Annotated in this window: 24 protein-coding genes and 1 pseudogene; 21 read left to right on the forward strand and 4 right to left on the reverse strand. The window is 48.9% G+C overall.

Features of this window, described 5'->3' with window-relative positions; all coding sequences use genetic code 11:
* A partial coding sequence (locus tag HMPREF2794_RS01985) for an IS1380-like element ISBaov1 family transposase (protein ID WP_070750754.1) occupies positions 1-1,096 on the reverse strand: 1,096 nt, incomplete at its 3' end.
* Positions 1,097-1,235: 139 nt separating this feature from the next.
* Here HMPREF2794_RS01985 and HMPREF2794_RS01990 point away from each other — a divergent pair.
* The 4 genes and pseudogenes from HMPREF2794_RS01990 to HMPREF2794_RS02005 form a co-directional block, all read left to right on the forward strand.
* Positions 1,236-1,733: pseudogene (locus tag HMPREF2794_RS01990) on the forward strand (SIS domain-containing protein); the annotation flags it as partial.
* Entirely contained in the window at positions 1,730-1,918 is a 189-nt protein-coding gene (locus HMPREF2794_RS01995; RefSeq protein WP_005816226.1) for a hypothetical protein, read from the forward strand. The pseudogene HMPREF2794_RS01990 and the gene HMPREF2794_RS01995, both read left to right, overlap by 4 nt.
* Positions 1,919-2,152: 234 nt before the next feature.
* Positions 2,153-3,295 carry an ImmA/IrrE family metallo-endopeptidase gene (locus HMPREF2794_RS02000; RefSeq protein ID WP_007897423.1) on the forward strand — a complete coding sequence of 381 codons (1,143 nt, stop codon included), beginning with the start codon at positions 2,153-2,155 and terminating at the stop codon, positions 3,293-3,295.
* Positions 3,286-3,843 carry a DUF4411 family protein gene (locus HMPREF2794_RS02005; RefSeq protein WP_005816230.1) on the forward strand — a complete coding sequence of 186 codons (558 nt, stop codon included), beginning with the start codon at positions 3,286-3,288 and terminating at the stop codon, positions 3,841-3,843. The genes HMPREF2794_RS02000 and HMPREF2794_RS02005 overlap by 10 nt, the downstream gene beginning before the upstream one ends.
* Before the next feature lie 162 nt (positions 3,844-4,005).
* On the opposite strand, the gene HMPREF2794_RS27470 is transcribed toward HMPREF2794_RS02005, so the two are convergent.
* Positions 4,006-4,635 carry a M23 family metallopeptidase gene (locus HMPREF2794_RS27470; protein ID WP_007837448.1) on the reverse strand — a complete coding sequence of 210 codons (630 nt, stop codon included), beginning with the start codon at positions 4,633-4,635 and terminating at the stop codon, positions 4,006-4,008.
* A 220-nt stretch (positions 4,636-4,855) separates the two neighbouring features.
* Here HMPREF2794_RS27470 and HMPREF2794_RS02015 point away from each other — a divergent pair, with 220 nt between their 5' ends.
* The 16 genes from HMPREF2794_RS02015 to HMPREF2794_RS02090 all read left to right on the forward strand — a co-directional run bounded on the left by HMPREF2794_RS02015 (position 4,856) and on the right by HMPREF2794_RS02090 (position 21,129).
* Positions 4,856-5,617: a DUF4099 domain-containing protein gene (locus tag HMPREF2794_RS02015; protein WP_005816235.1), complete on the forward strand. Its 762-nt coding sequence runs from the start codon at positions 4,856-4,858 to the stop codon at positions 5,615-5,617.
* A 23-nt stretch (positions 5,618-5,640) separates the two neighbouring features.
* Positions 5,641-5,865, forward strand: coding sequence for a hypothetical protein (locus tag HMPREF2794_RS02020; RefSeq protein ID WP_005816237.1), 225 nt, complete (start codon positions 5,641-5,643; stop codon positions 5,863-5,865).
* Between the two features lie 37 nt (positions 5,866-5,902).
* Positions 5,903-7,498: a hypothetical protein gene (locus HMPREF2794_RS02025; RefSeq protein WP_005816239.1), complete on the forward strand. Its 1,596-nt coding sequence runs from the start codon at positions 5,903-5,905 to the stop codon at positions 7,496-7,498.
* Between the two features lie 30 nt (positions 7,499-7,528).
* Complete coding sequence (locus tag HMPREF2794_RS02030) at positions 7,529-8,671, forward strand: toprim domain-containing protein (protein WP_005816242.1); 1,143 nt, start codon at positions 7,529-7,531, stop codon at positions 8,669-8,671.
* On the forward strand, positions 8,668-9,153 hold the full coding sequence (locus tag HMPREF2794_RS02035) for a PH domain-containing protein (RefSeq protein ID WP_005816244.1): 486 nt from the start codon (positions 8,668-8,670) through the stop codon (positions 9,151-9,153). The genes HMPREF2794_RS02030 and HMPREF2794_RS02035 overlap by 4 nt, the downstream gene beginning before the upstream one ends.
* Positions 9,134-9,835, forward strand: a complete 702-nt coding sequence (locus HMPREF2794_RS02040; RefSeq protein WP_005816246.1) for a hypothetical protein — start codon at positions 9,134-9,136, stop codon at positions 9,833-9,835. Before HMPREF2794_RS02035 ends, HMPREF2794_RS02040 begins: the two co-directional genes overlap by 20 nt.
* Positions 9,836-9,852: 17 nt before the next feature.
* On the forward strand, positions 9,853-10,536 hold the full coding sequence (locus tag HMPREF2794_RS02045) for a hypothetical protein (RefSeq protein WP_005816248.1): 684 nt from the start codon (positions 9,853-9,855) through the stop codon (positions 10,534-10,536).
* A 93-nt stretch (positions 10,537-10,629) separates the two neighbouring features.
* Positions 10,630-11,292 (forward strand): hypothetical protein, encoded by a 663-nt coding sequence (locus tag HMPREF2794_RS02050; protein ID WP_005816251.1) that lies wholly within the window; start codon positions 10,630-10,632, stop codon positions 11,290-11,292.
* Positions 11,293-11,307: 15 nt separating this feature from the next.
* Complete coding sequence (locus HMPREF2794_RS02055) at positions 11,308-12,129, forward strand: M23 family metallopeptidase (RefSeq protein WP_005816253.1); 822 nt, start codon at positions 11,308-11,310, stop codon at positions 12,127-12,129.
* A 32-nt stretch (positions 12,130-12,161) separates the two neighbouring features.
* Positions 12,162-12,434 (forward strand): hypothetical protein, encoded by a 273-nt coding sequence (locus HMPREF2794_RS02060; protein WP_007897422.1) that lies wholly within the window; start codon positions 12,162-12,164, stop codon positions 12,432-12,434.
* Between the two features lie 9 nt (positions 12,435-12,443).
* Positions 12,444-14,243, forward strand: coding sequence for a hypothetical protein (locus HMPREF2794_RS02065; protein WP_005816255.1), 1,800 nt, complete (start codon positions 12,444-12,446; stop codon positions 14,241-14,243).
* Positions 14,244-14,325: 82 nt separating this feature from the next.
* Positions 14,326-16,782 carry a MutS N-terminal domain-containing protein gene (locus tag HMPREF2794_RS02070; protein WP_005816257.1) on the forward strand — a complete coding sequence of 819 codons (2,457 nt, stop codon included), beginning with the start codon at positions 14,326-14,328 and terminating at the stop codon, positions 16,780-16,782.
* Positions 16,783-16,786: 4 nt separating this feature from the next.
* Complete coding sequence (locus HMPREF2794_RS02075) at positions 16,787-18,343, forward strand: glucosaminidase domain-containing protein (RefSeq protein WP_005816260.1); 1,557 nt, start codon at positions 16,787-16,789, stop codon at positions 18,341-18,343.
* On the forward strand, positions 18,340-18,522 hold the full coding sequence (locus tag HMPREF2794_RS02080) for a hypothetical protein (protein WP_005816263.1): 183 nt from the start codon (positions 18,340-18,342) through the stop codon (positions 18,520-18,522). The genes HMPREF2794_RS02075 and HMPREF2794_RS02080 overlap by 4 nt, the downstream gene beginning before the upstream one ends.
* A 72-nt stretch (positions 18,523-18,594) precedes the next feature.
* Entirely contained in the window at positions 18,595-19,200 is a 606-nt protein-coding gene (locus HMPREF2794_RS02085; protein WP_005816265.1) for a hypothetical protein, read from the forward strand.
* Between the two features lie 6 nt (positions 19,201-19,206).
* Positions 19,207-21,129 (forward strand): zincin-like metallopeptidase domain-containing protein, encoded by a 1,923-nt coding sequence (locus HMPREF2794_RS02090; RefSeq protein WP_005816267.1) that lies wholly within the window; start codon positions 19,207-19,209, stop codon positions 21,127-21,129.
* A gap of 106 nt (positions 21,130-21,235) precedes the next feature.
* On the opposite strand, the gene HMPREF2794_RS02095 is transcribed toward HMPREF2794_RS02090, so the two are convergent.
* Both HMPREF2794_RS02095 and HMPREF2794_RS02100 read right to left on the reverse strand, forming a co-directional pair.
* The gene (locus tag HMPREF2794_RS02095; protein ID WP_005816269.1) at positions 21,236-21,601 is read right to left on the reverse strand and encodes a DUF2958 domain-containing protein; all 366 of its coding nucleotides are present in this window, start codon (positions 21,599-21,601) and stop codon (positions 21,236-21,238) included.
* A gap of 2 nt (positions 21,602-21,603) precedes the next feature.
* Complete coding sequence (locus HMPREF2794_RS02100; RefSeq protein WP_005816271.1) at positions 21,604-21,897, reverse strand: hypothetical protein; 294 nt, start codon at positions 21,895-21,897, stop codon at positions 21,604-21,606.
* 394 nt (positions 21,898-22,291) lie between these two features.
* Here HMPREF2794_RS02100 and HMPREF2794_RS02105 point away from each other — a divergent pair, with 394 nt between their 5' ends.
* Positions 22,292-23,554: an ATP-binding protein gene (locus HMPREF2794_RS02105; RefSeq protein WP_005816273.1), complete on the forward strand. Its 1,263-nt coding sequence runs from the start codon at positions 22,292-22,294 to the stop codon at positions 23,552-23,554.
* Positions 23,555-23,579: the final 25 nt, after the last annotated feature.

Raw genomic sequence — 23,579 nt, forward strand, 5'->3', positions numbered from 1 at the left:
AGTTACGGATAAGTGCTGTAAGAAGAAGGAACACTGTGTTCTCTGCCATGAAGGATTTGGGCAATCTGGACCATCCGAAACCATTGTTCATGTCATCGAAGATGCGCTCCTTTCCTCCGCGGAGGTTATAGAACTCGACAATCTCTCTTACGGAAGGCTCGTAGTCGTTGGTCAGGATGCAGCGGTATGTGTATTCTCCTTCCCAGAGGTCAAGCTCACCGTCCATCCGTTTCCGCCTTTGAATCACAAGCCGGTATGTCTTGCCTTTCCACTTCTCTACAAGAATGGAATTCAGCTCAAACTCAATGCCGTTGATTTCTCCCCTCTTCCAGCCTCTGAGAGCGAAGAGGTCATTGTAGAGCGAACTACAGCGGTTGGCACGGATATAGAAGGTCTTGCAGTGGGTGGCAACCTCTTCCACGATCTCTTCAGAGCACGAGCCGCAATCAGCTCTGAAACGATTGATAACAAGATTGTTCTGTTCAAACCTTTCGAAGAATCTCTTCAGCGTGTCCTTCTGATGGAAACGGACGTTTGTGTTGCCGTCGCTGTTCTCAATGCCGACAATCAAATCTCCAATAACCGCCACACCTGGTCGATAACCAAGGAACTTCTTGTATGTATGCTTTGCATCATATTTCTCTGTTTCTATGAACTGGTGGTCGAAATCAACATCATACATCTCACCCTCTTTCAGCTGACCAGCTGCACACATACAATTGAGCAGTAAGGTATTGAGGGTGTCAGCCGTATTGAAATCGTAGTTCTTACCCGTATCTGACGTGTATGAAATGTTCTCCTGCGTCAGTTCCTTTATCGCTCTGAGGATAGTGTCAGAGCTGCAGGTACGAAGTGTCGGATGAAGCGAGAGATGGGGCATCAAATGAGTTGTGACATCCTCAATACATGAGCCGCCACAGAAGTAGATGCTCATGAGAGAACGGATGATTTCGCTGTATTGATAACCATACAGCCTGCATCTTAGACCGAGGGTTGTGTCAATTACATATGACAATGTGGAGTCAAATTGCTCCATCATTGCAAATATTCCTCCAAAAGGAGTGAGTTTCTCAGATTTTATTGCTTTCTTTGCCATGTCTGTCGGGTTTGATACATATTTTGATTTGCAACACTAAGATAGGTGAAAAATCTGACATGACAAAATCCTGAGCAACTTTTTGTTGCTCAGGTACTTAAAAAGTTATATTTATAATAGTGTTGCGGAATTAAGGTATATAAAAGATGTGTTGGGACTTGCTGACAAAATCAAGAACTTGTCGAAGATATACACCTATGCCCGCAACTTCCTTTATCTCGGTCGTGGGTACAACTACCCCACCGCCCTTGAAGGTGCGTTGAAGCTGAAAGAAATATCCTATATCCATGCGGAGGGTTATCCTGCTGCGGAAATGAAGCATGGACCGATTGCACTTGTAGATAGCGAGATGCCCACGGTGGTCATTGCTCCAACGGACTCGCTGTATGACAAGATAATCAGTAATGTAAGGCAGGTGAAGGCGCGTGGCGGTACGGTTGTCGCCATCATTACCAAGGGCAATGACGCAATGAAGGACATCGCCGACCATTGCCTTGAAGTGCCCGACGTACCCGAATGCCTTACACCTCTCGTTGTTTCCGTCCCATTGCAGTTGCTGGCCTATTACATCGCCATCAACAAGGATAGGAATGTTGACCAGCCAAGAAACCTTGCTAAATCAGTTACCGTAGAATGAATAGAATATTATCACTTATTGTTACCATCCTCTTTGCGTTGTGCATTGAGGCTGGCATCTTTATGCTTATTGCCCACTGGTGGGGCATGACTGCGGCCATTACCGTGATAGCCATTGAATGTGTGTTAGCCTTATGGACAGTTTACGAAATGAGACATGCGAGTGATGAACCAGTTGATGAATAACATTGCAGGCTGTGGTTAGAACGAAAAAGGCTAAAAACAAAAGGACGGGTCGATGATTCGTCCTATTTTTGTGTCTTTTTGGTGGCGAAATGTAGCGATTTAGCAAAATAAACATAAATTCCAGTGATATTCAGCATGAAAATTCGCCCATTTAAGTGAAAATGTGTAATTTTGCAACGCAAAATTGTGCCTAAGCATTTGCATCAAAACAACAATAGTTCAATCGAGGCTGATATGAAAGTAGAGATTAACAAGAAACGTTTAGAATACCTGCTGGCATTATACAAGATGTCGGTGGATGACTTGTTGTCTCTTCTGAACAAAGGCAGGAAACGGATAACAGGAGCCGCAGACATCAGTGGAGATTCTATTGATTTGGGGGTGTTGAAGCGTATAGGTGAGATATTCGACAAAGAAGTCAGTTTCTTTCAAGACTATTCTAAGTTGTCAACCAATGCAAGCAGCAGTATCTTCTTCCGCAAGACCTCATTCGGAACAGAGCTGAACTTGGAGTCGATCCGTACTGTAAACCGATTCGAGAGTCTGAAAAACGCTTTGGATGCATACAACAAACTGTCGCAACTGGATGTGAAGTTTGACATAGAACACTACACCCTACAAGATGACCCTAAGACAGTAGCCGTACGTGCAAGAGATTTTTTTTATCCCGGGGAAACTGTCAATCATAGGCAGTTTCTTGTGAAGATGATAGAAAAAATCGCCGATCATGGCATTTTTGTCTTTGAATACATAGAGACATGGAACAAGAAAGAGAAAACCAACATTGACGGTTTTTACCTTAAGCCCAATGTGATAGTGCTTAAGCATCATAAGCATTACAAGCGAGAAATATTCACTCTGGCGCATGAATTGGGGCATTGTCTATTGGGGATTGAAGAAGTGGAGTCGGTGGACATGATGGACATCTCGGCACAGACTTCATACAGTGATGTCGAAAGATGGTGCAATGATTTTGCATATCAGTTCATTATGGGACAAGAAGCAGAAACACTTGCTAACATAGCATGTGTAGATTCCCGTAACGACTACTGCATTGACCTCTTCAAGGCTATCAGTGCACGGACGCACATTAGCCGTCTTGCCTTATATACAAGGATGTATATCGACAGGAAAATCAGCTATTCGAGCTACAGCAATGTCAAGAGTGAATTGGCAGAGGAATACAGAAGAAGAGAGGAACAGGAAAAGTTGAAAAACTCTGAGAAGAGAGGCGGGCGAACACCAAAGCCCATCATTTCTCCGCTATTCTTGAAAACCATGCAATATGCCTATTTCAATGGAGTGGTCAACGAGACCACTTTCTGTTCGAGACTCAATGTCAAACCAGCAAATTTTGAGAGGGAGTTATGGCGATAGTTGTTGATACATGCTCATTGGTGATGATTGCCAAGAATTATCTTCCCTTGGATAAGGACGGACAGTTGTACTCATTCCTGGAAGAGGCGTTCTCCCGCAAGGATTTGATGCTACTTGATGTGATTCTGGATGAATCAAAACGCACCTCCAAAGGAATTGCAGTTGAAAAGATGCCTTTCCTCAAAGACAAGAAATTGGTCATTCCGACAAAGGATCTATTTCCATGTGCCCCAGAGAGATTCAGCAACATGATAGACAACAATTTCTGTGTAAGACTGAAGAAGCAGGAACTGACTGAAGAAGAATACATAGAGCAAAAGGAAGAATACCTTAAAACAGGTGATGCTAAGATTATCATTTATGCACTGAATGTACGACACTCGGACGCTATCCATCTGGAAGAGATGCAAGTAATGACGGAGGAAACAAGGCAGCAGAATGACGGTAAGTTGTTCAAGAAACTTCCTTTGTTGTGTGAGCAGATAGGGATTGGAACACTAACCGTTTCAGAATATCTGCATAGAAACGGGTTCTTTATTGACAAATAGCATAGATATTAGTATCATCTTATGACATCTTTCACGAAATCATATTATATTCGTGAATAAAACACTTGTTTTTCAAGAATAGAAATTGTTGAGGATTAGATATTTAAGACATTATTGCAATGCGGAAGGGGTGATGTGAACGACAAAAGACAAGGCGTTCTATTAGAGTGGATGCTTGATAAGATTGAGAAGAATGGACGGGTCGATGGCTCGTCCTTTTTTTGTGTCTTTGAGTGTGAGGTGCAGGTGGGGACCAGTACTGCGACCACTGTTGCCTGTCAGCGCGATGATGATGCCGGGACGGACGTGGGTGCCTTTGGTGACGAGAGTTTGGGAGAGGTGGCAATAGCTGACGGTGAAGTCGCCGTGACGGAGGGTGACATAGAGGCCTGAACGTTTGTCCTTGCCTACCTTGATGACCTCGCCGTGCATCATGGCGTATGTGGGTTCGTAATTTGCCTTCAAATCAAGCCCGTTGTGTAGGGCTTTTCTTTTTGTAAATGGGTCTCTGCGGTAGCCGAAAGGGCTGGTGACAGAGATATGACGGAGTGGACTGACAAGTGCCGTGTGGCGGTCGGTCTGCTCCGTTTGGGTTTGTAATGGGGCAAAGGCAAGAGAGTCTCGCCGCTGATGCGGCGAGCACGGAGGCAGTTGTTCGGATGTTGCGGACTGCGTCGTTTTTGGCACAGCCTTGCGGTGTACCTTAGTCTGTGTGACGGTATTGAACTGAGCGCATACTGTTGCTGATGAACAGAATATTGCTGCTATTGTGATGAGTAGAAATCGTTTCATGGTGCAAAAGTAACAAGCAATTCTTTGACTGGCATAAAGAACAAAGGGAAGACAAGAAGATTGTAACATAATATAGCAATCGAGTTTGATTTTTGAGCAGAAATCAAACTCAAATAATAATAATCGTCAAAAATAACACGCATTATCTTATGCAATTCTGCTTGTCTCTGAATAGGTATATAACTTTGCATGAGTTTAATTTCAAATTCAAAGTTAAAGTATGAAGCAAGTACGATTTGAAGAGAGCGAGGTGCCTTATCAGACACTGGCTCGTTTTGGTCTCACACAAGAGAAGATTGAAGACCTGCCCATGTGGGCGTTGGAAGATATTGGTCAGGGACGACGTTCACCGTTGCTGCCCATTCAGGTGAATAATGATGAGGGCGAGACATTGAAGAGCCGCACCCGATTTGCGTTGGTCCGTATGGAGGACGGCAAGGTGGATGTGGTCTTCTATCCGCAGTTGGAGAAATCACCATTGGAGGCTTTTACTCAGGAACAGCAGGAGGACTTGCTGGCTGGAAAGGCTATCCTTGCCGATGTTAAGGATGCTGATGGCAGGAGCAGCAAGGCTTTCGTGCAGATTGACACGGAGACCAATCAGGTGATGTCGGTACCTACGCCTGTCATCGGGCGCAACTTGGAGGTGCTGAAGGATGAACTGAAACTGAGTTCGGCAGAACTGACCGTGATGCAGAAGGGTGAGCCGCTCACGCTCATCATGGAGGACGAACAGGTGACGGTGGGTATTGACCTGAACGATAAGACCGGCATAAGGATTAATCAAGGCGACAGTCAGAAGTGGAAGGAGAACACCAAGCGAGAGTGGGACAAATACACCTTCGGGTGCTATGGCTGTTGGGTAATGGGCGATGACGGTAATCTTGACTATGTGCCTGAAGAGGAATACACGGAAGAACTTTGGAATGAGCAGAAGAAGAATGGAGAGCGCAACCGCGCCTCTTTTTCCATGCACAAATAATCTACACATAATATAATAAGTATATGGCATCAAATAAATATTATCCAGAGGATGTGCTCGTCGAGAAGATACAGAGCGGCGAGTACGGTTGGTTGGAGTATGTCAACCATCATTCTGCTGAATGGCAGGAAGAATATGAGAGCTATTGTCTGAACAACGGACTCTGCATTTGTGAAGAGAGTGCGGAGCAGTTTGTCCATCACAAAGATGAGGAACTGGAGAAGGCAATAGAGAACGGTGAAGCATGATAAATGAAGAGTGAAGAATGAAGAGTGAAGAATAAGTATGGCGATAAGAAAGAATACGAATCCCCAACAGATGGACCTGCAACCAGAGATGCGTGACTTGCTCATGCGCAATGGTATGCAGGCTCATGTGGTGAGTAATGGCAGCGGCTATCAGCTTGTGGTGCAAGGGCATGACAGTCCGCTGCTTACCTATAACATCACCGAGAAGCAGATGTTGGCTCTGACCGACTGGGGTACGAATCATGCCAACAAGTTAGCCTACAATACCTTTACGGGCATTGTGGGCAACGACTTCTATATGCCCAAGAACTTCGTTCATGCACGCAATGCCAACGGTCGTGTAGCTATGGGGCTGCACGGCTATCGTGTTGGTATCGGCGAGTATGGACGGATGGGGCGCATCGATATGCCACCACCCTTTTTAGGTTGGACACCACGCAGTCAGGAGGGATTCCATCTTCGCAGAGTTGGAGGACGATTGTTCTTCCCCGAAGCCCCGATTGTGCCTGAACGTTGGGACGGCAGAATGAAGCCTGGCGAATTGCAGAGCGGCGGTTATGGGTTCTATTATAAGGGACAGCAACAGAGTTATAGCCCTCAGCAACAGGATGTGCTGAAAGATTTGGAGGGAATCATAATGCCTTCCATCAGCCGCACGAGAAGCACGGAGCCAGCCAAGCCTTATAAGGAACTGATTACCTCGCCTGTCTATTTCACCAATGAGAAGTGGCAGGAGTGTCTGGCATCGCATGGCATCATCATTGATGAGAATGCGAAGACGCTGACCATTCAGTCGAACAGCGTCAATGCCGACATGGTGTATGACCTGACAGATGAGGAACTGAAGAAACTCACCTCCAACTCCATCAAGGAAGTGCCCGTCGTTCAACGCTTGGAACTGCTGAATGGCATCATCAAGGACGACTTTGCTGACAAAATCCTGATGGACACACTGAATAGCAAGGAGCGCATCGACCTGCATCTGCATCCCGAACTTGAACAGGAGTTGCAGCAGCGTCAGCAACAAGACGAGGAACGGTTGCTTCCGTTGGAAGAGGACGAGACTGTCAGACGTGACGTGTTGCAAGGCGATGCCATGGTGAGAGGTGAAGACCTTGCCTTGATTAATGAGAACAAGGGTTGGTATCGTGAGGGAGCGCATGGGCGTGAAGTGAAAGTCGGTGACATCATGGTGGAGAAAGTGCCTCCGATGGAGGGAGATAAGAAAGGCGAAGATAAGTATCGCATGACCGCCATTATCAATGGAGAAGCCATCACGCACGAAATCAAGCAGAAGGACTACGACAAGTTCTTGGCGGTGGATGACTACCATCGCATGAAACTCTTCTCCAAGGTTTTCAGTGAAGTGGATATGAAGACACGCCCCGAAACCAACGCCGGACTGGGCACGAAGATATTGGCGGCTCTGACGGCAGGAGCAGTCGTTACAGCAGAGGTGGCGCATGACATAAGCCACCATCATCACCATCCAGCCCCGGAGTTCTATGCAGAGCATCATGGCGGTCCACGTCCTTACTTCAAACCGGGAGTGGATTCGCCACAGGAGATTGCGGCAAGGTACTTTGAGGCAGAAGCAAATCATGTTGCCACGGAGATAAGGAGAGGATATTAACAATGTATAATTTACAATTTATAATTTATAATGAGTAGTGAACTGACATACGATGACTTTCTGGACAGGTTGAGCATACAGGAAGTACTGGTGGACGCAGGGTATCATCTGAACAAGAGAGATGGCTTGCGTTATCCGTCGTATGTGCGTACTGACAGTGAGGGCAGACGGGTGCGTGGTGATAAGTTCATTGTCACGCAGAATGGGAAATGTTGCTTCCAACCACCGCAGCAGAAGGTGTATAATGTCATTTCGTTCATCAAGGAGCATCCAGAAATGTTTTCAGAGAACAAGGTGGGAATGTCTCCTGACCGACTCGTCAACCTCGTCTGCAACCGACTGCTCAACCAACCCATAGAGGACAGACCATCGAAGATTACAGAACCAAGAAAGGACGGAAAGCCATTCAACCTGAATGACTACGACATCCACAAGTTCAATCCGCAGGACAGGGAAACGCAGAAAAGGTTTTATCCCTATTTTAAGTTCCGAGGCATCGACCTCTATACGCAGTATGCTTTTCATCGGCATTTCTGTCTGGCTACTAAGCATCGGACGGATGGACTTACCTTTGCCAACCTTGCCTTTCCGCTTGTACTGCCCAAGACACCCGACAAGACTGTGGGCTTTGAGGAACGAGGACGACCGAAGATGGACGGTAGCGGCGGTTACAAGGGCAAGGCAGAAGGAAGCAACAGCAGTGAAGGACTGTGGATTGCCAACCTCACGGGCGAGCCGTTGGATAAAGCAAGCGAAATTGTATGGTTTGAGAGTGCCTACGATGCCATGGCAGAGTATCAGATAAATCCTGTAAAGATGGTGTATGTATCTACGGGCGGCACACCCACCGAGGGACAGATGCGAGGACTTCTGTCCGTTACTCCCAACGCACGGCACTATTTGGGTTTTGACAAGGACGATGCAGGGCGGCAGTTTGTTGCAAACTTCAGGAAGGTGGCAGCAGAGATGGGCTTCCGTCACGAGCATGTGCAAGCCTATCATCCATTGGGTTGCTACAAGGACTGGAACGATGCGCTGCTCAACAAGAAATCAGCAGAACTGATTGCCAAGGGCGAACCAGATACCTTCGACTATGCCGAGTTTATCGCAGCCGGCAAGGCAGAGAAACAAAGGGAAAAAGAAGAAAAGAACACATATCATAGAAGCGTATGAGACAAGAAGATAATAGCATCATCACCTTGTGCCCCAGCATCGGACAGTTTTTCATCAACGAACTGCCTCTGTTGCTGTTGTGCGTGGCAATGCTCCTAATCGGAGGATTGCCCGGTTGTGCATATAGTACCCTGTTGCTTGTCTTCAGCCTCCTGTTCTCCCTCTGTTTACTCTACCGATTCATCTATCTGAGGAGTATCCGCTACCATATCGGGAGCGAGCAACTCATCTGTGAGCACGGAGTGTTTCAGCGGAGCGTGAACTACATGGAGTTGTACCGAGTGGTGGACTTTGCCGAGCATCAGACATTGATACAACAGTTATGCGGACTGAAAAGCGTGACCGTGTTGTCGATGGATAGAACGACACCGAAACTGGAAATGACCGGCATCAGCAACAGCTATGACGTGGTGAGTGTGATACGAACAAGAGTAGAAACGAACAAACGAAGAAAGGGCGTATATGAGATTACGAATAGATAAGATTTGGTTCATTGTCGTGGCATTGGTACTGAGCGTGCCGTCAGCCCATGCACAGATTGTGACTGCCAACCCTTTGGAATGGATGGCATTAGCAGAGGGCAACGAAGCCATCAACGGTGAGATAGAGAAGGAAATCAAAGGTCAGACCAAGACTGCCCTGTTGCAGAATACCATCGCCGCAGAGTTCACCAAGATACACGAATGGGAGAAGAAGTACAACAGTTATCTGAAAACCGCCAGTGGTTATGCCTCTTCCCTCAAAGCCTGTACCTATCTGTACGACGATGGAGTGAAGATATTCATCACCTTGTGTAAGATGCGCAAGGCCATCAACAATAATCCGCAAGGCATCGTTGCCACCCTCTCGATGAACAACCTGTATATGGAGACCGCCACGGAATTGGTGTCCGTCTTCACACTGCTGAAAGATGCAGTCGCCAAAGGAGGCAAAGAGAACATGCTGACTGGTGCGGAAAGGAGCAAGACGCTGTGGGCACTGAACGACAAGCTGAGTGCCTTCAGCAAGAAGCTGCATCGTCTTTATCTGTCTATACGATATTACACCATGACCGATGTGTGGAACGGCGTGACGGCAGGGATGATAGACCGAAGCAATGGAGAGATAGCCACCCAAGCCCTTAGCAGATGGCGCAGAGCAGGACGTATGACCATCAGTGATTAACGATAAAGGAATCAGTCATGAAGTATTTCATATCAATTGCCATTTTTATGTTTATATCATCTTTTGCAGGAGTGCGGGCGCAGAACGACCCGACTCTTGCGGGGATGATTCTGATGTACACCAACAAGGCGGAGAAAGAACTGAAGAATCAGGAGAAAGTGATGCTGCTACAATCCACCGGCCATATCTGGACCAAGGAGGAAGTGGAAGCCACTACCGACCTGCAGCGGGAGTTCAACAACTATCTGGACTCCTTCCGTTCCATCGTCAGCTATGCCGCACAGATATATGGTTTCTATCACGAGATAGGTCAGTTGGTGGACAATATGGGTGGATTGGTGGCGCAGTTGGATGCCCATCCTGCCAACGGACTTGCCGTAGCCCTGTCAGCCAAGCGCAACAAGATATACCGCGAGCTGATTATGAACAGCATCGAGATAGTTAATGACATACGCACGGTATGCCTGTCGGGCAACAAGATGACCGAGAAGGAGCGTGTGGAGATAGTCTTCGGCATCCGACCCAAACTGAAGAAGATGAACAAGCAGTTGAAGCGACTGACGAGGGCGGTGAAATACACCACCATGGGCGATGTTTGGATGGAGATAGACGAAGGGGCAAGACCCACCAAAGCGAACAAAGCCGAGATAGCAGCGGCTGCCAAGAGGCGGTGGAAGCAGGTGGGCAAGAACGTAAACTGATGGAGCAGCGAGAGCAGAGCCGAACTTGTTCGAGCTATGCCGAGTCGTGACAGAAGAAGACGAAGTCAAACCGTGATTAAAAAACGATAAGATATGGGATTTTGGAGTTCATTATTGAAATATGGTGGCAAGGCGGCACGAGGTACTGGCCATGTCATCGGAGTAACTGGAAAGACCTTAGGCAGTGCGGCACTCCACCCGCAACGCACCCTTATGGGAGCCGGCAAGGCTATGCAGACGGCCGCAGTGGGTAGTGCCGCAGGCTATGTGACATGGGAGAAGCTGACCACAGACAAGAGCGTGGCACGCATCGTAGGTGATGCTGTCATCGGCGAGAATGCCACGGAAGCGGTGGCACAAACCGCCAACGATGTGCAACGTCTGACGGGCAAGGCTGGTGAAGCCGTTGATGCGGTGAACACTGTAGCCGGAAAGATGGACACCCAGTTCAGCGGCATCAGTGATTTCTTTAGGAATATGTTCGGAGGCGTAGGATGCGACATGATAGGCAATCTCTTTGGCAATATCGGCAAGGGCAACGTGTCGGGTATGAGCATCGTCGGACTGGTGGCTGCCGCCTTCATGGTATTCGGACGCTTTGGTTGGATGAGCAAGATTGCGGGTGCCCTGCTTGGAGCGATGATCATCGGGAACAATTCTAAGGTGGCGCAAACTCTGCCTAACAGAGGCGGTACGTCTTCACATGGGCAGAACATGAAAGAAGCAGAGACCCAAAGCAGAGGGATGAAACGATAACCAATATACAGTGATATGAGATATACAGAAGAAATGATACTGCGCTCATCGAGCGGCTACTGTATGCCGTTTGAGGAGCCTATAAAGCAGGACGTGCAGATGTCCTTGGGTTACGGAGAGCAGAAAAATCCCGTGACGGGAGAAACATTCTTCCATCACGGCATAGACTTCTCAGTGAACCATTACCTGCTGTCGGCGGTGGCAACGGGAACCGTCTCTGCCATTGGGTCGGACGCGGAGCATGGCATCTACCAGACCATCCGCTACGGCAAATACGAAGTGACTTACAGGCATCTCTCCAATGTCTTCGCCAACTTCTCCCAAAGCGTCAAGGCCGGTCAGACCATCGCCATCAGTGGCGACCTGCTGCACATGGAGGTGAGGTTTGACGGAGAGGAAATCAATCCGTTGGAGTTCCTCACCATGCTCTACGGCAATATCAAGGCATTGGAGCACAATTCCCAAATGGGCATCAATGAACTGGACATGAACATCCCTTCACCCTACGACACCGACCGTCAGGAGATAGAGGCATTGATGCTCCGCTTCCTTCCCTCCTACTTCGAGGACCTTCAACAAGGAGCATACTCTCTGCCCGAACATACGGAGCAGTCGTTGAGAAACATCTTCTCGTTGGGAGCGAGCAAGCATTATTTCTACGAGACCATGCCGAGCATGGCTAATCCCTTGGGCATCGGCAACCGCTGTATGCCTTTGGCGACTAAGGTGCAGAACCTGCTCATTGCCGACTTTCTCAACTATCTTGCCATGCGACATCAGGTATATCTCTCCACGATGGACGAGGTGTTAAAAAAAAACTCCAAGAGCAAGCCCTGACGCATGACGGCATCATCGACCCTCTTGCCGACTTGGACGTGGATATCCAGAGCTTCGACATTCCGAGGATAGTGAGCGTCTATCCCGACCGGGCTGGCGTGAGATGGTGGACAAAGGCATGGTTCAATGGTAAGGAAGAGGGGGAACCCTCCGTGGAGATTGAGGAACGTATGGCCGTGCAGTTCATCCACTGCCAAGTGGACAAGGACGCATGGTTGGAGGAACACTATCCTAAGCAGATGGAGATATATCACAATGCCATCGAGCAGACAAAGGAACAGATATTACAGCAGTATAATATATAAACAAGGTATATGGCAGTTAAGAACAGTCAGCGATTCGCAGAGATAGAGCGTCTGATGGGCGACTACTTCGGGTGTCACCTTGCCCCCGTGATGGGCAGGGTGCAACGGGACTTGTCCAACAGACAGGCAGACGAGATGCGAGCCTACTCCAACAGTACGGCTGGCATCCTACGCTCATTGGCCACTGCCAATATGCCTGGTGATGACCCATACGCCACGCTGAAGATTACAGGCAAGTGGAACAGCAAGACCACCGAAGACTATCTGGCGATGTGCAAGGAGGCTATTGTCGGCAACAAGGATATGCAGCGTGACCTTGCCGTGATGGCTGAGGAATGGCGCAAGGCGGTGGTGACGGAGATAGGACGAGAGCGGTACGATGCACTCTCTAAACAACTCGGTTGTGATTTGGCATACGCCTATATCGATCACCGCATGGAGCAGCTGATGATAGAAAAAATGGTGAAAGACCGTATGCCAACATCTTCTGCCGACTATATCATCCGCAAGGCGGCACAAAGCAGTCTGTTCGGTCTGCCCTACGAACTGAACAAGTCACCCCTTGCCGCAGAGATAGAAGCCAAAGGAGAGGCAGCCTATAAGCCCTCTCGAACAGAGAAGGCAGCGGGATGGGCAGCCGGAGCGGGTGCCGATGTCGTGGCCATGGGAGGGATTGGCTCATGGGCAACCTTCGCCAAGTTTGTCGGTATCGATATGGTGATGAATGTCGGCATGGAGCACCTAAGCAAGAAAGGTAGCAGCCAAGAGGTCTGTGTCGAGGAGTGTATCAGCAAGGGAGTTTTCGGTACGGGCACCAACGTCTTCGCCTCATTCCGCAAACAGGCAAAAGTCATCAAGAACCACGAGAACAGCTATATCAAGGCTACCAACAGCCATTTCAAGAACAAGATTCCCACGAGCAATATCACTTTTATGGATTGGACGAAACAAACCGAGCAGACCTCTTTTCCTTGGAACAAAGGTACGTTCCTTGACCCTCAGAGAAACGAAGCAACCAAACGTACAGGCAAGTACAAGGATGTGCCCTTGATAGTTGCGCCTGGACAGGAAGACGAGTATCTGGAGGTTAAGGCGAGACTGGATGCAGAGGCTGAGAAGGAGAAGAAGGCAGAACCGAAAGAAACTCCTGATTCATCGACTGAAGAGGCAACACCATCTGTAGTCCAGCAGGAGGAAACAGCCTTACAAACAAACGAAAATGGATGGGACGGGCTGTTGCAGAGTTTTGGACTGAACGGCTTTTCAGACATCGGCAAGAACCTTGGTTATGTGTTGGCGATGCTGCCCGATGTACTGGTGGGACTGTTCACTGGCAAGACAAAATCGCTGAATATGGACAATAGCCTCCTTCCTTTGGCCTCTATCGTGGCTGGAATGTTCGTGAAGAATCCTATACTGAAGATGCTGTTGATGGGTATGGGAGGTGCCAATCTGCTCAACAAAGCGGGACATGAGGTGCTGGGCAGGAAACAGCAGGAAGGCATTGCACCTACAGTTAGTCCTGCTGCATCTCGCATTCAGTACCGCCAATATCCTGATGAACCACTCAATCCTCGTATCAGCAACCCGATGCTGCAAGGGCGGTGTCTCGTTGCCAACATTGACCATGTGCCTTGTACCATTCAACTGCCTGACAGTGTGATTGGGGCGCATCAGTCGGGGGCATTGCCGCTGAATACATTGGCTAACGCCATACTTGCCAAGAACGACCAGATGCGACAGATGGCAGCAATGCAGTACGAAGAGCAGGCACGGGAGAGCGTGGTGCGACCGAGGGGAATACAGTGAAGCCCGACAACAAAATTGTCGGGAACGGTGGCTTGGTAAGCCAATTATAGAATGTGATTGAGATAAACAAAAAGATAAAAGCATGAAAGAGAAATCAGAATTTGAGAAGCGGACGGCGGAGAAGCAGGTGTCGCTGCTCACTGAGGCACTGACGAGTGCGGTGGATGCCAAGGGACATTGGTTGAATGCAAGCGGCAAACTCTATCCGAAGCTCTATCCCAAGGGCTTTTCGGTCAGTCCGTTCAATGCCCTTGTCCTTGCCCTTGACTCCGATGCCAAGGGTTGCAAGAGCAATCTGTTTACGCAGTTCTCCGAAGCGAAGGCACGGGGTGAGAGCGTGAGGGAGCATGAGAAAGGTGTGCCGTTCCTGTATTACAATTGGAATAAGTACGTCAACCGCAACAATCCCGACGATGTCATCACCAAGGAGGCATACGCAGAACTGTCGGAACAGGACAAACAGCAGTACAAGGGAGTGAAAAACCGTGAGATCCGTGTGCTGTTCAATATCGACCAGACGCTACTGCCTATGGCTAACGAAACAGCCTACACTACGGCATTGAAGAAGGATGGCACGGTGGAGGATAGAGGTTATGGCGACAAGGAGGACAAGCAGCTGCATGGGTGCGTCAACGGATTCCTTCAGAAGATGAAGGACAACCTCGTGAATGTACGTCAGGACGGCACGGGTGTGGCGCACTACGACACCGAGAAGGATGTCATCTACCTGCCACGGCAGCGTGACTTCGAGCACTACAATGACTATGTACAGGAGATGATGCGTCAGTTGGTGTCTGCCACCGGTCATCAGCAGCGGTTGGCACGTGAGGGCATGGTCATGAAGAACGGCAAAGCCCCGTCGGAGGATGCCGTGAAGAAGGAACGACTCATCACTGAGATAGCTTCGGGCGTGAAGATGCTCGAACTGGGACTGCCTGCCCGTCTGTCAAAGGACAGCCTTAGCATGGTGGACTATTGGACGAGGGAACTGAAGGAAGACCCTTGTCTGATTGATGCCATCGAGAGTGAGGTGAACGGTGCGCTGAAGGTGTTGAAGAAAGCCGAACTGGGTGAAAAGGTGGAGTATGCCACCGACCAGCATCAGCGAGAGACGGCGCAGATACAGGTGCAGTTGCCCAACCACTACTTCGTAGCAGACGAAATCAAGCAGCATCCCAACGAGGAGCAGCGTACTGTGGTCATCGTGCGTGATGATGCCAGCAAGACCGCCGATGTGGTGCTGCCACAGGGTGCATCGTTGGAGGTGAACAACGAGATCAAGGGCATGAACAAGCAACGCTTCACCAATGCCTTGCAGAAAGAGGGTTATGACAACGTGCGTTTCTACAATCCCGACGGAGCCTTGGGCTTCCGTCCCGACGACAGTTATTTCGCCGACAAGAAAATCACGGTATCAAGACTGCGCAACTGGTCTATCGAAGACCTATCCTCGTTGGATGCTTCTGAGGCCGTAACCCACAGCCGTGACATCGGTTTCGACAATGTGCAGTTGGTAAAGGATGACAAGGAGCGGTGGGCATTGTACATCAAGCCCGAAGGTAAGGAGGGCTTTGCCGTCTATCCCGACAAAGGAGACCTCAATCATTTCTTCACCACCTTGAAGCAGTCGATGGACAACATCGAGCGTGTGCGTGAGGAACTGGCACAGAAGTATTATGCTATGGCAGAGGCGAAACCCGACCTGAAGGTGGACATCTTCGGAGGTAATGAGCAGGAGGTTGATTTGAACCGCATCCAGCGTGTGGCAGTATTCCGTGCCAAATCGGGCGAATGCCTGTGTGCAGCCACTATTGACGGCAAGAAGTTGCAGCCGAGAAGTGTCAGTCCGTCACAATGGCAACGATTGTGGGTGGCTCCTGACAGGGATTCCTACAAGCAGAACCTTGCCGCCTCGCTGTTTGCTGATGTATTGCAGAAAGACAACAATGTCGAGCAAAGTACACAAGAGAAGCAGGAAGAAGCGACGGAGGTGAAGCAAGCGGAGACGGCAATTGTCGATAAGCATGATGAACAGAAGGAAGTGGTACTTAAGGAAGATAAAAGCTCTGAACAAAGGGAAGAGAAGAAACAAGAGGAAAAGAAAGAAGAAAAGAAGGATGAAAAGGCTGTCAAGGCTGCTGTCTCTCCCCTTGTCCAACAATATCTTGACTTGAAGAAGAAGCATCCTGATGCCATTCTTTTGTTTCGCTGCGGTGACTTCTATGAGACCTACAAGGATGATGCGGTGAAGGCATCCAAAATATTGGGTATTACGCTGACAAAGAGCAATGGGCGCAAGGATGATGAAGGCAAGCCGTTGGCAATGGCAGGATTCCCATATCATGCCCTCGACACCTATCTGCCGAAGCTCATTCGTGCTGGTGAACGGGTGGCCATCTGTGACCAGTTGGAAATGCCGAAGCAGACAACATCATCGAAGCGTGGAATTACGGAGATGGTGTCACCTGGAAAAGAGACAGGAAAGCAGATGGCACAGGAAAGTCAAGAAACAGAACAACACACCAGTCTAAGGAGATAGGCTTATGGGAAAGAACGCAGCGTATGCCGCACAATATGCGGAGGAAGCCAAAGAACAGATGCGGATGTATGGGATTCCTGCCTCCGTCATCTTGGCGCAAGCCATACTGGAGAGCAGCAACGGACAGAGCCAACTGTCGCGCGAATGCAACAACCACTTTGGCATCAAGGCTACGGCATCGTGGTTGAAGAATGGCGGAGAGTATGGAGTCTATACGGATGATAGGCCCAACGAGAAATTCTGTAAGTACAAAAGCGTGGGTGACAGTTATGAGCATCACTCGCAGTTCCTGAAGCAGAACAAGCGTTATGCGCAGTGCTTCACGCTGTCGCCTGACGACTACAAGGGATGGACGAAGGGCATTGAGCGTGCCGGCTATGCCACGGGCGGCGGTTATGCTGCAAGTCTGCAGCGCATCATTGAAGCCAACGGACTGGACAAGTATGACAGTGAGGTGATGGCTGAGATGCGGGCAGAAGGTCGGTCGTTCGGGGTGGAGAATAATCCTCGTAGAGAAATGCCTGCTGCCCATGTACCGCAGTCTGCCGGGTATTCCTTTCCTGTGGAGCGAGAGGAGTTTCTCTTCATCACCTCGCCTTTCGGCAATCGCCAGGATCCGATGGATGCCACCAAGCAGCAGATGCACAAGGGCATTGACATCAAGACGAACCATGAGGCGGTGTTGGCCACGGAGAACGGCGGCAAGGTGGTGGCGGTGAACCATAATGCGAACACGGCAGGAGGGAAATCCGTCACCGTGGAATACAGCCGTGAGGATGGCAGCAAGGTGCAATGCTCCTACCTGCATCTGTCTGACATAGCAGTAAAGGTAGGTGACGTGGTTAATGCCAGTCAGAAGTTGGGGGTGTCGGGAAATACCGGCACCAGAACCACTGGCGAGCATCTGCATTTCGGAGTGAAGAGTGTATCGGCTGACGGCTCAAAAAGGGATATGGATCCAGCCGCTTATCTGGCAGAAATCGGACAGAAAGGCAACATCAAGCTACAGGCCCTGCATAACGGCAATGACCTGTTGGCAAAATACAAGAGCAATGCGCCACAGGAGCAGAAGGTTTCGTCGGAGGACTGGATGAAGAAAATCCTTTCCTCGGAGGACAGCGGCGTGGGCATTTCGGGAACGAATGACCCTATACTCGACATGGCGATGACCACCTTCATGTCGCTGATGATGTTGGCAGCGCAGATTGACAGCAATGATGAGGAACGACAAAAAGGACTTATCTCTGCCATGGCAGCCAACCGGCTCGTAGATTTGACCTCGCTTGTTCCAGGCATGAGGCAATGCACCATTACTGTGGGTGAGAACGGCAAGACTGTGCTTCATGCAGAGAGCGGTACGGTGAAGATTGACCGTGAACTGACCTCCTCGGAGATGAACCGCCTGTCGCTCATTTTGGGCAATGCCAATCTGTCGGAAGAAAGCAAACGGACGAAGATTGCGGGAATGGTGACAGGCATCGTGGCGACACAGCAGGCTTCGCAGAACTTCGAGCAAGGGATGGAGGCTGAGAGTCAACAACAAAATCTGCAAAGGAAATGAAAAGGATAGCAAGTCATCTGTGTACATTGCTGGTGGGTATGGTAGCTGTGGCAGGACACTTCATGCTTACCCAATGGCTTTTCGGTCAGACCGTGGCCATCATCTATCTCGGCTTCCAACTTATCATAGCAGCGTGGATAGTCTATGAACTGATACGTGCGCTAGTATATGATGATTGAAAAGAGATTATTGTCATTGCTAAGACATTTCACTTGGACGATGGATATGTATAATTCAAATAGTATCGAGCAATGATCAAATGTAATGTAACAGTGTGCGGAACGGTCAGCAAGGCTGCGACCTGCCGCACGAACAAGGAGGGCAAGGCATTCGTGAGCTTTGCCATGAACGTAGTCATTCCAGCGAAGAGCGGGATTAACAAGACCATCGAGGTGTCGGTCATCAAAGATGGGACACTGACGGAGGTGGGCAGCTGCAACATCGGCGAACGCATTGAGGTAGCCGGTGTATTGGTACCAAGAAAATGGGGCGATGTCCTTTATTTCAACCTGTCGGCAAGCAGCATCAGCCACCAGCCTGACGAGGCAGAGGACTGCATCAAGGGCGTGATGGAGTTCCGCGGCAAGGTGGGCAAGAGCATTGAGGACAAGACGGACAAGAATGGTGTGCCGTACTGCCAGTTCTCCGCTTTCAGCGCAGAGAAAGTACAGGACGGATTTGAATACATCTGGGTAAGTTTCTTCCTATTCGATGGCAAATGCGAGGCATGGCTGCAACCAGGCGTGAAAGCGAACATCAAAGGGGCATTGTCTGTCAGTGTCTTCAATGACAAACTGGACTTCTCCTGCCGAGTGTCTGAAATGAGCGAATATGTTCCGCAGCCCTATAATGGTTAATTGACTATGGGAAAGCCTTATGCTAAGGAAGGTCCGAGTGCCGAAGACAAGGCACTCGACCTGTTTGCCGATATGATGATTGAGCGTATTCAGTCGCTGTCGGGCAAAGACGGATGGAAAAAGCCCTGGTTTACTGAAGGTGCGTTGCAATGGCCGAAAAACCTGAACGGACGAGAATATAATGGCATGAACGCTATGATGTTGCTCCTGCATTGCGAGAAGGAGGGTTACAAGATTCCTCGCTTCTGTACCTTCGACCGCATACAGCAGTTTAACAAAACTGGCAAGAAAGACGAGGAACAGAAGCCCCGTGTGTCAGTACTGAAAGGTGAGCATTCTTTCCCCGTGATGCTCACCACGTTTACGGTGGTCAATAAGGAAACAAAGGAACACATCAAGTGGGAGGACTACAAACTGCTCTCTCAGGAAGAGCGCGAAAAGTACAATGTATATCCAAAGCTTCAGACTTACCATGTCTTCAATGTGGCGCAGACCAACCTGAAGGAGGTCAGACCAGAGTTTTGGGAGAAACTGGAACAGGAATACTCGATGCCCAAGGTAGAGAAGGACGAGCAGTTTGCCTTTGAACCCGTGGATAGGATGATAGCGGACAACCGTTGGATATGTCCCATCAAACCGATGTTCGGTGATTCCGCCTATTTCTCCATCAGCAAGAATGAGATTGTGATGCCTGAGAAAAGGCAGTTCAAGGATGGGGAGTCTTTCTACTCGAACCTTTTCCACGAGATGGGACACTCCACGGGTGCGGAGGGACAGTTAGACCGCATCAAGCCCGCTACCTTCGGCTCGGCAGAGTATGCACGCGAGGAACTGGTGGCAGAACTGACGGCTGCGCTGACCGCTCAGCGGTATGGCATGACAAAGCATCTGAAAGGAGATTCGGCTGCCTATTTGAAGTCTTGGCTGGATTCGCTGAAGGAGTCGCCGCAGTTCATCAAGACCACGCTACTCGATGTGAAAAAAGCTACCTCAATGCTCACGCAGCATATCGACAAGATTGCTATGGAGATAGACCAGGAGAAAAAGGCTGAGCAGGAAAACGGGCAAGGGAAAAGTTATCTATCCATAGATGACGGCGACCATGCAGTCTTGGCATATAATGGTTCTGCTGTATATATCCAGCATCATGAGAAGGAGGACTCTGTAAAGATTGCTGTGCCGACGAGTAACGGTCTGGAAGTGAAACTCTCTGTTCCTTACGACCACGGCAAAGACCTTGACACCAATTATCAGGAGGCTTTTGCCCAGTACAAAAGCCTGACAGAGCCTTCACAATCGAAAGAAAACGTCTATTATGCCTCCATCGCCTATCTCCAATCAACGGATGACACATCGGAACTGGATAAGCTAAAGGAGAAAGGTGACTATCAAGGACTGCTGACGCTTGCCAAGGAATACTATGACGGGAACGGCATGGACGAGGAGCAGACCTACAGGAAGCCGTGCCAGAACAGAGGCGATGACCTGCTAATAGAGGACAAGGACTTTGCAGTGGTCTATAACGGGAGTGTCGGCGGTACGTATGAGGTGTTCCTGAAGCATACGGAGCAAGAAGTGCGTGACCATATCACTCGCTATGGCATAGGACGTGCCAGTGAGGACGTGAAGGCTGTGGCGAGGGAGATGACCGCCGAAGAGTTTTCGGAATTGGCGCAGCGAAAAATGCCGATATTCCAAATGCCGAATGGTGGTTTGCTGAACCTGCAATATAACAAGGATAAGGATAGCCTGGATGTGGGGACTGTGACCAATGCAGGACTCTCTGTGAAGCATACCTTCCCTTTCAGCCACAACCATTCTATGGACGCAAACATCAGCTCTGCGTATGAGCAACTGCTTGACATGGAGGAGTACCAGAAGGAAGAGGTACAAGAGGAGCACGTTGCCAAGTCCGCTTTCCGAAGATGAGAGTAGTATCGTAGTATATACTAATCGTAGGCTTTACTACTCATAGTAGGTACTAACAATAGTCAGCCGCAAGGAGTAATGTCCCTGCGGCTGATTTAATTTGGGGTCATTCCATATTATGAAGGAATGCTTGTAAATCCTCGTCTGGAATGCTCTTCAGTTTCACCGGCTTGAAGCCGTCCAACTGCTCCACTTGAAATATCTCGTCCACTCCATATTTGGAGCCATCCACCTTTACGCTCTCCATTTCATTGACGGAGGTATAGCCATACTCCGTTTCATGCAGACCGCATACGATGGTGAACAACGTGGTGTCGTTACCTTCCGGCTGTCCTTCAAGTACGAACCAACGGACGTGTCCGATGAAGAATATTGCCACACAAACGGCATCCTTGCCTTTGCCGTCCTGTGAATACAGAGGATAGGATTTCAGTATCTCCTCCAATACGGGTGTAATCAATCTGCTTGCCATAGTCAATCGTTGTTAAGTGTTCTGTAATACATTCTGTTCTCTACAAGGTGTTCGATGGCCTCTGCTGCCAATCGGCACACCCACTCGTCACGCTGGTCATAACGACCTTTTTGATAGTCGTTGGCAAGGCGTTCCAAGAAGGCAAACACCACCTTGCCCTTTTCGTTGATAAGATAGCGATGGTCATCTGCAAGGGCATTGCCTACCTTGGCGGCTGACCCCATCTGACCGTTTACGAACCGTGAGAAGCACTCGACAAATGCCTGCTCGTTTTCTGATAATCTGTGTAATTCCATACGCAAAGAAATTATTTGTTCAACTTGTTTTTCTTCCCTCCTTTTGAAGCCTTTCGGCTCCTCTTGTCGGGAACTGATTTTTCGTGCATCAAAAGACTGCGGAATGAGGGCGATAAGGCAAGAAAACAGACGGAGGAGTTAATGAAATACCCAAATCTTTGATTTGCGGAAAGCTGTCGTTCAGTCCTCTGCCTGTTAGCATGGCGGTACTTGACCATTCGCCCGGGCAGTAACTTTGCAAAGAAAAATGGGCATCGGCAAGTGGAATAGACACTACAAAACAGGAAAATCATTGATTTTTAGTGCATTTTTCTTTATTTCTTTCTTTGATTTAGGATAAAATATATAACTTTGCCTCCGAAAAAGTGTCACAAGTGACAGTTTTTCGTAAAATATGATAGTAAACAGATATAGATACATAGAACAGTTGAGCCGTTCAAAGAACAACGGGCTCATAAAGATAATCACAGGATTGCGACGTTCAGGCAAGTCGTTCCTTCTGAAGAAACTCTTTCATCAGCATCTATTGGATGAGGGCGTGAGAGAAGACCATATTCTCGTCATCGACATGGAGAGTAGGAAGAACAGAGAGTTCAAGAACCCGGACTACCTGTTGGACTGGGTGGAAAAGATGATGATTGACTATGAGACTTATTATATCATCATCGACGAGGTGCAGGAGGTGGAAGACTTTGTAGAGGTGCTCTCTTCCTTGTCAGTTACCGAAGGGGCGGATGTGTATGTCACAGGCTCCAACTCGCGTTTCCTGTCCTCTGACCTGGTGACGGAATTCCGAGGCAGAGGTGACGAGATACATGTGTGGCCACTATCCTTCAAGGAGTTCATGACGGTGTATGATGGTTCGAAAGAAGACGGTTGGGCTGAATACAGACTGTACGGAGGTTTGCCGCAACTACTTACACAGGTTGGGGATGAGAAGAAGGCTGATTTCCTGCGTCGCCTTTATCGCACGGTATATCTACGTGACATCTACGAGCGGAACAACATAGAACTGAGACCTGAATTTGAAGAATTGTCGAAGACCGTAGCATCCAGTATAGGAGCACCTGTCAATGCACTGAATATAGCCAATACGTTCAAGTCCGTAAGCAATGTGCAGAGCATAACCGACAAGACAGTGTCGGCTTATCTGGAATATATGCAGGATGCTTTCCTTATCGAAAAATCCGAAAGGTTCGACATCAAAGGACGGAAATACATAGGTTCGTTGTCCAAGTATTATTATCAGGACGTAGGTCTGAGGAATGCTATTCTGTCGTTCCGTCAGAGCGAGCCGACACATATCATGGAGAACGTCATCTACAATGAGATGCGTATGCGAGGATGGCTCGTGGATGTGGGTAACGTCTATCATCGAGTGAGGAATACGGAAGGAAAGCAGCAGAGGGTGACATTGGAAGTGGATTTTGTCTGCAACAAAGGGAGCGAGCGGATCTACATCCAGTCGGCGTGGCGTATGCCCGATGCAGAAAAGATGGAACAGGAGAAACGGTCGTTGCGTCTTGTAGATGACTCTTTCCGCAAACTGCTGATCGTGGGAGAACATACCAAGCAGTGGAGCGACGAAAACGGCATACAGATAATGAGTATATATGACTTCCTGCTTGACTGGTCAAGTACTGAGAAACACGGATAAAAAAAAGATATGCGCATAGAATATG

This window comes from Bacteroides sp. HMSC067B03 (assembly GCF_001811315.1).
Taxonomy (GTDB): domain Bacteria; phylum Bacteroidota; class Bacteroidia; order Bacteroidales; family Bacteroidaceae; genus Bacteroides; species Bacteroides faecis.

What these genes read in the sequence shown, in the direction of transcription:
- HMPREF2794_RS01995 (WP_005816226.1), top strand. Translation starts at nt 1,730, where the DNA reads ATGAATAGAATATTATCACTTATTGTTACCATCCTCTTTGCGTTGTGC.
- HMPREF2794_RS02000 (WP_007897423.1), top strand. Translation starts at nt 2,153, where the DNA reads ATGAAAGTAGAGATTAACAAGAAACGTTTAGAATACCTGCTGGCATTA.
- HMPREF2794_RS02005 (WP_005816230.1), top strand. Translation starts at nt 3,286, where the DNA reads ATGGCGATAGTTGTTGATACATGCTCATTGGTGATGATTGCCAAGAAT.
- HMPREF2794_RS27470 (WP_007837448.1), bottom strand. Translation starts at nt 4,635, where the DNA reads ATGAAACGATTTCTACTCATCACAATAGCAGCAATATTCTGTTCATCA.
- HMPREF2794_RS02015 (WP_005816235.1), top strand. Translation starts at nt 4,856, where the DNA reads ATGAAGCAAGTACGATTTGAAGAGAGCGAGGTGCCTTATCAGACACTG.
- HMPREF2794_RS02020 (WP_005816237.1), top strand. Translation starts at nt 5,641, where the DNA reads ATGGCATCAAATAAATATTATCCAGAGGATGTGCTCGTCGAGAAGATA.
- HMPREF2794_RS02025 (WP_005816239.1), top strand. Translation starts at nt 5,903, where the DNA reads ATGGCGATAAGAAAGAATACGAATCCCCAACAGATGGACCTGCAACCA.
- HMPREF2794_RS02030 (WP_005816242.1), top strand. Translation starts at nt 7,529, where the DNA reads ATGAGTAGTGAACTGACATACGATGACTTTCTGGACAGGTTGAGCATA.
- HMPREF2794_RS02035 (WP_005816244.1), top strand. Translation starts at nt 8,668, where the DNA reads ATGAGACAAGAAGATAATAGCATCATCACCTTGTGCCCCAGCATCGGA.
- HMPREF2794_RS02040 (WP_005816246.1), top strand. Translation starts at nt 9,134, where the DNA reads ATGAGATTACGAATAGATAAGATTTGGTTCATTGTCGTGGCATTGGTA.
- HMPREF2794_RS02045 (WP_005816248.1), top strand. Translation starts at nt 9,853, where the DNA reads ATGAAGTATTTCATATCAATTGCCATTTTTATGTTTATATCATCTTTT.
- HMPREF2794_RS02050 (WP_005816251.1), top strand. Translation starts at nt 10,630, where the DNA reads ATGGGATTTTGGAGTTCATTATTGAAATATGGTGGCAAGGCGGCACGA.
- HMPREF2794_RS02055 (WP_005816253.1), top strand. Translation starts at nt 11,308, where the DNA reads ATGAGATATACAGAAGAAATGATACTGCGCTCATCGAGCGGCTACTGT.
- HMPREF2794_RS02065 (WP_005816255.1), top strand. Translation starts at nt 12,444, where the DNA reads ATGGCAGTTAAGAACAGTCAGCGATTCGCAGAGATAGAGCGTCTGATG.
- HMPREF2794_RS02070 (WP_005816257.1), top strand. Translation starts at nt 14,326, where the DNA reads ATGAAAGAGAAATCAGAATTTGAGAAGCGGACGGCGGAGAAGCAGGTG.
- HMPREF2794_RS02075 (WP_005816260.1), top strand. Translation starts at nt 16,787, where the DNA reads ATGGGAAAGAACGCAGCGTATGCCGCACAATATGCGGAGGAAGCCAAA.
- HMPREF2794_RS02080 (WP_005816263.1), top strand. Translation starts at nt 18,340, where the DNA reads ATGAAAAGGATAGCAAGTCATCTGTGTACATTGCTGGTGGGTATGGTA.
- HMPREF2794_RS02085 (WP_005816265.1), top strand. Translation starts at nt 18,595, where the DNA reads ATGATCAAATGTAATGTAACAGTGTGCGGAACGGTCAGCAAGGCTGCG.
- HMPREF2794_RS02090 (WP_005816267.1), top strand. Translation starts at nt 19,207, where the DNA reads ATGGGAAAGCCTTATGCTAAGGAAGGTCCGAGTGCCGAAGACAAGGCA.
- HMPREF2794_RS02095 (WP_005816269.1), bottom strand. Translation starts at nt 21,601, where the DNA reads ATGGCAAGCAGATTGATTACACCCGTATTGGAGGAGATACTGAAATCC.
- HMPREF2794_RS02100 (WP_005816271.1), bottom strand. Translation starts at nt 21,897, where the DNA reads ATGGAATTACACAGATTATCAGAAAACGAGCAGGCATTTGTCGAGTGC.
- HMPREF2794_RS02105 (WP_005816273.1), top strand. Translation starts at nt 22,292, where the DNA reads ATGATAGTAAACAGATATAGATACATAGAACAGTTGAGCCGTTCAAAG.